Origin of the sequence: Corallococcus sp. AB049A, assembly GCF_003668885.1 — a bacterium.
Classification (GTDB): domain Bacteria; phylum Myxococcota; class Myxococcia; order Myxococcales; family Myxococcaceae; genus Corallococcus; species Corallococcus interemptor.
In genome coordinates this window covers 1-8,682 of the sequence record NZ_RAWL01000371.1, presented here as the reverse complement: position 1 = coordinate 8,682, position 8,682 = coordinate 1, and the positions used below count along the sequence as shown (strand labels likewise).

Below are 8,682 nucleotides of genomic sequence, written 5' to 3'. Positions count from 1 at the left end.
GAGCAGGCCGGGCCGGGCGTGGCGCAGGCCCTGGGGGCGCTCAAGGACGCGTCCTCACGGCCCGGGACGCTGACGGGCGCGCTGCGGCTGACGCTGCCGGCCACCGCGCTGCCCTTCGTGCTCACGCCGCTCGTGGCCTCGTTCCGGGAGCGCCATCCCCAGGTGGAGCTGGACCTGGTGGTGGAGAGCCGCAAGGCGGACATCGTCGCGGAGGGCTTCGACGCGGGCATCCGGCTGGAGGAGTACCTGGAGCGGGACATGGTGGCGGTGCGCATCGCGCCCGCGTTCCGCTTCATCGTGGTGGGCGCGCCGGAGTACCTGGAGCGCCACGGCACGCCGGTGAAGCCCAAGGACCTGCTCCAGCACGACTGCTTCACCTACCGCTCGTCCAACACCGGGGCGCTCTTGCCGTGGGACCTGGAGAAGGGCTCGCGCACGTGGCGGCTGCCGGTGCGCGGCACGGTGACCACCAACGACGAGCGCGTCTGGCTGGGGCTGGCGGAGGCCGGCCTGGGCCTGGCGTACGTGCTGGAGTCGCAGGTGGAGGCGCAGCTGAAGGCGGGCACGCTGCGCCGAGTGCTGGAGGAGTACGCCGCGTCCGTGCCGGGCCTCTTCCTCTACTTCCCCGGCCGCGCGCAGGTGTCACCCGCGCTGCGCGCCTTCCTGGAGCACGCGCGCCAGGTGCTCACCCCTCCGCCCACCCCTCCATCGCGGAGGAAGGGGCGCTGAAGCGTCAGTGCTCGTACGTGTCGCGCGGGCGCGTCATGCCGCCGGAGGCCGCGGCCTGCGGGGCCGGGACGGGCATGCCGATGTGCGCGACGGGCAGCGTGAAGGTGAAGACGCTGCCGGTGCCCAGGATGCTCTCCGCGCGGATGGAGCCGCCGTGGGCCTCCACCAGGCCCTTGGCGATGGCCAGCCCCAGGCCGGTGCCGCGAGCGGCCGCGTCGCGCGCCTGCCAGTAGCGGTCGAAGATGTGCGGCAGCGCGTCCGGCGTGATGCCGTTGCCCGTGTCGCGCACGTCGAAGGACACCTCGCCGCCGCGCATCACCGCCTTCACCGCCAGCGTGCCGCCCGGCGGCGTGAACTTCACGGCATTGCCCAGCAGGTTGCCCATCACCTGGAGCACGCGGCTGCGGTCGCACCTCACGCGCAGGCCCTCCGTGGGCAGGTCCGCCTCCAGGTGCAGCCCCTTGGCCTCCGCCAGCGGCCGGATGGCCTCCAGCGCCTCCGTGGCCAGCGCCACGGCGGTGTGCTCGCCCAACTCCAGCGGCAGGTGGCCCGCCTCCAGGCGGCCCCAGTCCAGCAGGTCGCTGATGAGCCGCGACATGCGCTCCGCCGCGTCGTTGATGCGCGTGGCCTGCTTCGCCACCGCCTCGCCGCCCGGCTTGCCCGCCGTGCCGCGCAGGAGCAGCGCCGCGCCCAGCTGCACCACGCCCAGCGGGTTCTTCAGGTCGTGCGACACCACCGCGAGCAGGTCCTCGCGAGCGCGCGCCGCCCGGCGGGACTCACCCACCAGCCGCGCGTTGTCGATGGCCAGGCTCGCGCGCAGGCACAGGTCCTCCGCCAGCGCCAGGTCGTCCGGGCCGTAGCGCCGCCCGGAGCCGGAGCTCACGAACGTCACCGCGCCCAGCGTGTGGCCGCGCGCGCGCAGCGGGATGATCATGTACGAGCGCGCCTGCAGCGCCTCCAGCATCGCCGGGTGCGCGGGCTCCGCCGCCGCCGCGCGCAGGAGCGACTCCGTCACCGCGGGCACCAGCTCCGGCTCGCCCGTGCGCAGCACGCGCAACAGGCCCACGGGCGCGTCGTCGCGCACCTCCGTGCGCATGGGCAGGCCCCGGGCGCGCTCCTGCTGCGTCGGGTCCAGGCACGCCACCGCCGCGCGGCCCACCCACGGGCCCTGCTCCAGCGCGTCCACCAGGCACCAGTCCGCCAGGTCCGGCACCGCCAGGTGCGCGAGCAGCGTGTACATGCCCTGCGGATCCGGCGGGTGCGTGAACAGCGTCGTCATCGCCTGGTACAGGAAGGACCGGCGGCGCTCCGCGGTCTCCACCTCCGCGCGCGCGGCCTGCTCCAATTCCAGCGCGCGGGAGTAGATGGCCTCGGCCTCCGTGAGCGCCCGCGCCGTCACCAGCACCGACGGAGAGGCGTCCGTCTCCGGGCCCAGCGGCGTGAGCACCAGCGCGTGCCGCCGCAGGCCCTGCGCGCCCGGCCAGGGCGCCTCCACGGTGGTCGTCTCGCGCAGTGTCACCACGCGGACACGCGCGGACTCCAGCGCGGCCAGCGCCTCCTGCGGCAGCCCCAGCTCGCTCCAGTGCCGGCCCGCCAGCGCTCCCGCCTCACGGCCGAGCGCCCGGGCTCCCGCCGCGCTGCACGACACCAGGCGGCCCGTGCCATCCAGCAGGTACGCAGGGTCGGGGATGGCGGCGAAAACCGCCTCGTAGGCCAGGCCAGTCGTGGGAGCACTCATCGGGAAGTGGGGGCGTGGGGACGCCCCCGATTGGACCCGATATTGACACTCCGTGCCAGGGCCGCCATTCCGGCCACCCACTTGGGTGAATGATTTTCGCTCAACCAACACTTCAGATGAGGCGACCCATGGGTTGCAGCAGCGCCAGCAGCCGCCGCGCGATCTGCCCCAGAGGCAGGACCTCATGCGCCAGGTTGGCCCCCACCACCACGGCGGGCATGCCGTAGACCACGGACGTGGCCTCGTCCTGGGCGATCACCCGCCCGCCCGCCTGGTGGAGGTCCCGGATGCCGTCCAGGCCGTCCTGACCCATGCCGGTGAGCACCACCGCCAGGGCCGTCTGCCCGTAGGCGCGGGCCACGGCGCGGAAGAGCCAGTTGGCGGACGGCCGGAAGCCCTGGATGGGCGCGGCGCCGGACACCTGCGCGCGGTGGTCCATGGTGACGCCCAGGTGCTTGTCGTCCGGGGCCAGGTACACCGTGCCGGGCATGAGGGGCTCGCCGTCCTCGGCCACCTTCACGCGCAGCTTCGTGGCCGTGCCCAGCCACGTGGCCAGGCCGGAGCCGAAGCCCAGCGCGATGTGCTGCACCAGCAGGATGGGGGGCGGCGGCGTGTCCCTCTCACCCAGGTCGGACAGGATGCGGTAGAGCGCCGCCGGGCCTCCGGTGGACGCGGCCATGGCCAGCACGGCCGGCGGGCGGGTGCTGGGCGTGAGCGTCGTCTCCTGCGGGGGCGTGAGCATGGCGGAGCGGTCCGGCCAGCGGCGCACCACCTTCACCTGGGCCATGGCCTTGAGCGTGTCGCGCAGGCGGCGGCTGTCGGCCTCGAAGTCCGGCGACTCCGGGCCCACCGGCTTCTGGAGCACCGCCAGCGCCCCGGCCCTCAGCGCGGCCATGGACGTCTGGATGTCGCGCTCCACCAGCGTGGACACCACCACCACCGGCGTGGGGACCTCCGTCATGATGCGGCGGGTGGCGTCCAGGCCGTCCATGCGCGGCATCTGGATGTCCATGGTCACCAGGTTCGGCTGCAGGCGCTGGCACAGGTCCACCGCCTCAATGCCGTCCCTGGCCTCGCCCACCACGGTGAGCCCCGGGTCGGTGCGCAGGATTTCCACCAGCAGCCGCCGGGCGGTGGGCGAGTCCTCGGCCACCAGGATGCGCAACGGTTCGGTCTTCATAGCAGTCGCCTCAGCGTCTCCAGCAGGCTCGTCGGGTCAAACGCGCTCTTCACGATGTAGGCGCTCGCGCCGGCTTGCAGGCCGCGCGCCTTGTCCTCGGGCTTCTCACGCGACGTGACGAGCACCACCGGCACGCGCCCGAAGCGTGGAGAGGTACGCACGGCCTCCGTCACCTGGAAGCCGTCCATGCGCGGCATCTCCACGTCCATCACCATGGCGTCCGCGCCGCCCGCCTGCAGCCGCTCCCACGCCTCCGCGCCGTCCGCGCACGCGACGACGTCGTAGCCGGCGCCTTCCAGGATGCTCTGCTCCAGCATGCGCGTCGTGGGCGAGTCGTCCGCCAGCACCACGCGCCGCCGCGCCGCCCGCTCCTTGGGCGTGGGGAAGAACTCCCCGGAGGGGCGTCCCCCGGCGGCCCGCACCAGCGACGCGGGGTTGAGCAGCAGCGCCATGCGCCCGTCCGGCAACACCGCCGCGGCGGCCACGTGCCGGGCGCGCTTCACGCGGCTGCCCAGGGAGCGCACCAGCACCTCCTGCTCCGCGATGACCTCGTCCACCACCAGCGCCGCCTGCGCGGTGCCCGCGGACAGCACCACCGCGGGCGGCCGGGCCTTGGGCGGCCCCGGGGGCAGGTCCAGCACGCCCGCGAGCGACGCCAGCGGCACCAGCGCCTCCGGCGTCACCCAGGACATGCGCCCCTCCACCTCGCGCACGTCGGAGGGCGTCAGGCGCAAGAGCCGGTCCACGCCCTCGCTGGCGAGCGCCAGCACCTGCCCGCCCACGGACACCAGCAGCACGCGCAGGGTGCTCAGCGTGAGGGGCACGTCCAGCGTGAAGCGCGTGCCCTGGCCCGCCTTGAAGGTCACCTCCACGCTGCCGCGCAGGGCCTCCACCTGGGCGCGCACCACGTCCAGGCCCACGCCCCGGCCGGACACCGCCGTCACCTTCGCCGCGGTGGACAGGCCCGGCAGGAACACGAGCCGCGCCGCGTCCTCGTCGTCCTCGGGCGCCTCCATGCCCCGGGTCCGCGCGCGCTCGCGCAGGGCCTCCAGGTCCAGGCCGCGCCCGTCGTCCTCCACCGCCACCTCCACCCGGCTGCCGCGAAGGCGCGCGGACAGCACCACGCGGCCCTCCTCCGGCTTGCCGTGGCGCACGCGCTCCTCCGGCGCCTCCAGGCCGTGCGCCACCGCGTTGCGCACCAGGTGCAGCAGCGGCTCACGCAGGGACTGCAAGAGCGAGCGGTCCAGCTCCAGCCCGCCGCCGTGCACCTCCATGCGCACGCGCCGGCCCAGGCCGTGCGCCACGTCGCGCGCGGCGCGCTCCAGGCCGGTGCAGCCCTCCTCGAAGGGGAGCATGCGCGCGCGGCGCACCTCATCATCCAGGCCGGTGGAGGACTGGAACAGCGCGCGGCGGTCCTGCGCCAGCACGCGCGCCACCCGCGCCAGCTCCAGCTCCACGCGGCGCAGCGTCGTCTCGGACTGCGTGCCGCGCACCCGCTCGCGCAGGCCCATCACGTCGTCGCGCAGCGACTCCAGGGACTCGGCGTGGCCCTCCAGGCGCAGCATGGCCACGCGCAACTCACCGCTGCGGCCCAGCAGCGCGTCCAGCTTCTGCCCGGACACGCGCACCGGCAGCGCCTCCCCACTGGCCTGGGCGGGGGCGGGCAGCTCCGGCTCGGGCTCCGCGGGCTTTGCTTCAGGAGCGGCAGGGACGACAGGGGCCGGCTTCGGGGGCGCCTGCGAGGGCGTGCCGTGCGCGGCCTGCTCCAGCTGGGGCAGCAGCGTCTCCAGCGGCGAGCCCGCCAGCTCCTGGCGCGCGGCCAGGCGGCGGCCCGCGTCGTCCAGCGCGTCCACCGTGGCGAAGCACAGCTCGAAGAGGTCCGGCGTGGCGGCGCGCCCGTGGATGAGCGGCTCCAGCACCTCCTCCATGCGGTGGCAGGCGTTCTCCACCATGCTGGCGCTGGCCGCGCGCGACGCGCCCTTCACGCTGTGCAGCGTGCGCAAGAGGCCGGGGATGAGCTCCTTCGCGCGCGCCGGGGCCTGCTCCAGCGCGAGCAGGTCCCGGTTGAGGGACACGACGTGCCCCTCCAGCTCCTCCAGGAACGAGTCCAGCAGTGCCTGCGCCAGCCTGTCGCGATCCATGGGTTAGCGCCCGAACTCCCCGAGCAGCCCCTTCAACTTCTGGCCCATGGCGTTGATGTCCTGCATCGCGCGCTCCGTCTGCCGCGACGAGATGAGCCCCTGCTGCGTGGCCTGGTTCACGTCGTGCATTGCCTGGCGGATCTGCCCGATGCCGGTGGCCTGCTGGTTGGCGGACGCGGCGATTTGCGCGGCCGTGAGCGACGCCTGCGTGAGCAGGTCCGCCAGCTGCTGGATGGTGGCGCCGGCCTCCGTGACGACGCGCGTGGCGGCGGACACGCTCTTGGTGCCCTCCTCCGTGGTCATCACCGCGCCGTGGGTGGCCTTTTGAATCTGGCCCAGAATCTGGCGCACCTGCGCGGTGGCCTTCTTGGACTGGTCCGCCAGGGCCTTCACCTCGGAGGCGACGACGGCGAAGCCGCGGCCGTGCTCGCCCGCGCGGCTCGCTTCAATGGACGCGTTGAGCGCCAGCATGTGCGTCTGCTCGGAGATGTCATTGACGGTGGTGATGATGTCGCCAATGGCCTGGGCCTGCTCCGCCAGGGCGAGGATGCGCGACGCGATGGACTCCACCTGGTCGCGCACGGCGCCCATGGAGGACACGGCCTCCTCCACGGCGCGGCGGCCGGAGCGGCCCACTTCTTCCGAGTGACGGGCGGACTCGCTCACCGCGCGGGCGCGGCCGGCGGCCTCCTCGGACGTCTTGGTGATCTCCTCGATGGTGCTCACCGTCTCCGTGACGGCGGTGCCCTGCTCCTGGGCGCCGGCCACCTGCTCGGTGGTGCTGGCGAGGATTTCGGAGGACGCGCCGGCCAGCTGGTTGACGAACTCGGCCACGGTCTTGAGGGTGTGCTCGCGCTGCTCGGCCTGCTTCGCCAGCTGGACCTCCGCCTGCTGGCGGCGCTCCGCCATGCCGTTGAAGGCGCCGGCCAGGTCGGCCATCTCGTCCTTGCCGCGCACGTCGATGCGGTGGGTGAGGTCGCCCTTGCCCAGCTGCTCCGCGCCGAAGGTGAGCTTGCGCAGGGGGTCGGTGATGCCGCGGGTGATGACGAAGCTGCCCACGCCCACGATGGCCAGGCCCAGGAGGGTGCCCAGCGCCAGCACCCAGACGCTGCGCTGCGCGGCCTGGGTGGCGGCGTCGGAGTACTGCTTCCAGCGCTCCTCCTCCGTGTCGCGCATCTCGAAGATGAGCTCCCGGATGGTCTCCATCTCCTTCTGGCCGCGGTTGGTCTTCACGATGGCCTGGGCCGCCTCGAAGCCCTGCTCACGGCGGACGCGGATGGTGTCCGCCAGCTCGTCCAGCTTGTTCAGGACCAGGGGCTCCAGCTTCGCGAAGCGGGTGCGCTGATCCGGGTAGCGGGCCATCGCGGGGCGCAGGGCGTCCAGGTCCGTTCGCAGCTCGGCCATGGCGTTCTGGTACGGGCGCAGGTAGGTCTCTTCACCGGTGAGGATGAAGCCGCGCTGGCCGGTCTCCGCGTCCACGACGAGCGCGCGCACCTCGCGCAGCAGCTTGTAGTTGTTGTGGGCCTCCAGCAGGCCCTCGGTGGTGGTGGTGAGCTGCTGGGCGCCCTGGAAGGCCACGCCGGCGATGATCAGCAGCACCAGCAGGGACAGCCCGAAGCCCAGCGCGATGCGATTCCCGATGCTCATGCGACTCCTTCTTCGGAAAGCTCGAACACGAGACGCTCGTCGGCGAGGAGGGCCTCTCCCTCCAGGACGAGCGTGCCGTCGGGGCTGACGCCGGACACCAGCGCGCCCGCTGCTTCTTCCAGGGAGGGGGGCGCGGGCAGAAGCTCCGTGCCCGTCAGCACCGCCACCTCCATCACCTCATCCGTGCGCAGGCCCAGCTCCGCGCGGGCCGTGCCCACCACCAGCACGGGGCCTACGTCCTGCGCCGCGGGCCGGCCGAACAGCGGGGCCAGCTCCACCACGGGCAGCACCTCGCCGCGCAAGAGCGTCAGGCCGCGCAACAGCGGCGGCGCGCCCGGCAGCAGGGTGAGCTCCGGCGCGCGCAGGACCTCCAGGATGAAGCGCGACTCCAGGGCATACGTCTGGCCCGCGGCCTTGAAGCGCACCACCTCCCGCTGGCTGCCGGGCAGCACGGGGAGGTCCGCCGGGCGGGCCAGGGCGCGCGCGCGCGCGTCGAGCGCCTCGCGGGCGGCCTCATCCGTGAGGGTGTCGCGCGCCTCGGTGGCGCGCTCCAGCGCCTCCAGCCGGGCCCGGACCTTGTCCCAGTCGATGTTTCCCTCGCGCTTCGGCATCCGCTTGAGCCTCTCTAGCCTTCCATCCGCTCCAGGCGCCGCGCCTCGTCGCGGGCCACGTCCGCCAGCGCTCCGGCCCGCTCACCTTCCGCCAGCGGCACCAGCGCCTCTGGCGGCAGCTTCCGGCACAGCCCTTCCGCCTCGCGGTAGGCCCGGGCGGCGGCGGCGGCCTGGTCCTGCCGGCGCAGCACGTGGCCCAGGAGCAGGTGGCCCACCGCGAGCCCCGGCTCCAGGTAGAGCGCCTGCCGGGCGGACCGCTCCGCTTCGGGCAGCCGCGCCCGTCCCAGCAGCAGCAAGGCCTCCAGATACCGCAGACCGGCGACCAGTGGGTGACGAACCGAGGCCTCCTCGCAGGCGTACAGCGCCGCGCGCGGATCCAGGTTGGCCAGTGCACGAACCGCGGCCAGGGCGCCTTCCGGGTCGGCTGACTGGGCCCCCGCCCGCCGGGCGGCCTCGCGCCAATCGCCCCGGGCCAGCGCCGCGCGCACGGCCTCCAGCGCCTCCACGCTCAGTGTGAAGCGCGTCCGAGTCCCGGACGTGGAGGACTCGCCGGGGCGCGCCGCGGGTGGCCCTCCCGCGGGAGTGCCCCGGACCGGCGCGGGTGTGCTGGCGACCGGCGGGGCCGGAGGCGGGCGG

The 8,682-nt window shown here is 74.1% G+C and carries 6 protein-coding genes and 1 pseudogene; 1 reads left to right on the top strand and 6 read right to left on the bottom strand.

All coding sequences use genetic code 11. The annotated features are described in order from the left end of the window. The coding region (locus D7X55_RS30275; protein WP_121724881.1) for a LysR substrate-binding domain-containing protein at nucleotides 1-729 on the top strand (729 nt) is incomplete at its 5' end. 4 nt (nucleotides 730-733) lie between these two features. Here D7X55_RS30275 and D7X55_RS30270 read toward each other — a convergent pair. The 6 genes and pseudogenes from D7X55_RS30270 to D7X55_RS30245 all read right to left on the bottom strand — a co-directional run. Further along, the gene (locus D7X55_RS30270) at nucleotides 734-2,467 is read right to left on the bottom strand and encodes an ATP-binding protein (protein WP_120551170.1); all 1,734 of its coding nucleotides are present in this window, start codon (nucleotides 2,465-2,467) and stop codon (nucleotides 734-736) included. Nucleotides 2,468-2,579: 112 nt separating this feature from the next. After that, nucleotides 2,580-3,647, bottom strand: coding sequence for a chemotaxis-specific protein-glutamate methyltransferase CheB (gene cheB, locus D7X55_RS30265; RefSeq protein WP_120551169.1), 1,068 nt, complete (start codon nucleotides 3,645-3,647; stop codon nucleotides 2,580-2,582). Next, nucleotides 3,644-5,788: a response regulator gene (locus D7X55_RS30260; RefSeq protein ID WP_121724880.1), complete on the bottom strand. Its 2,145-nt coding sequence runs from the start codon at nucleotides 5,786-5,788 to the stop codon at nucleotides 3,644-3,646. Before D7X55_RS30260 ends, cheB begins: the two co-directional genes overlap by 4 nt. A 3-nt stretch (nucleotides 5,789-5,791) precedes the next feature. Further along, on the bottom strand, nucleotides 5,792-7,435 hold the full coding sequence (locus tag D7X55_RS30255; RefSeq protein ID WP_121724879.1) for a methyl-accepting chemotaxis protein: 1,644 nt from the start codon (nucleotides 7,433-7,435) through the stop codon (nucleotides 5,792-5,794). Continuing rightward, nucleotides 7,432-8,046 carry a chemotaxis protein CheW gene (locus D7X55_RS30250; RefSeq protein ID WP_120551166.1) on the bottom strand — a complete coding sequence of 205 codons (615 nt, stop codon included), beginning with the start codon at nucleotides 8,044-8,046 and terminating at the stop codon, nucleotides 7,432-7,434. The genes D7X55_RS30255 and D7X55_RS30250 overlap by 4 nt, the downstream gene beginning before the upstream one ends. A 14-nt stretch (nucleotides 8,047-8,060) precedes the next feature. After that, a pseudogene (locus D7X55_RS30245) lies at nucleotides 8,061-8,682 on the bottom strand (chemotaxis protein CheR); the annotation flags it as partial.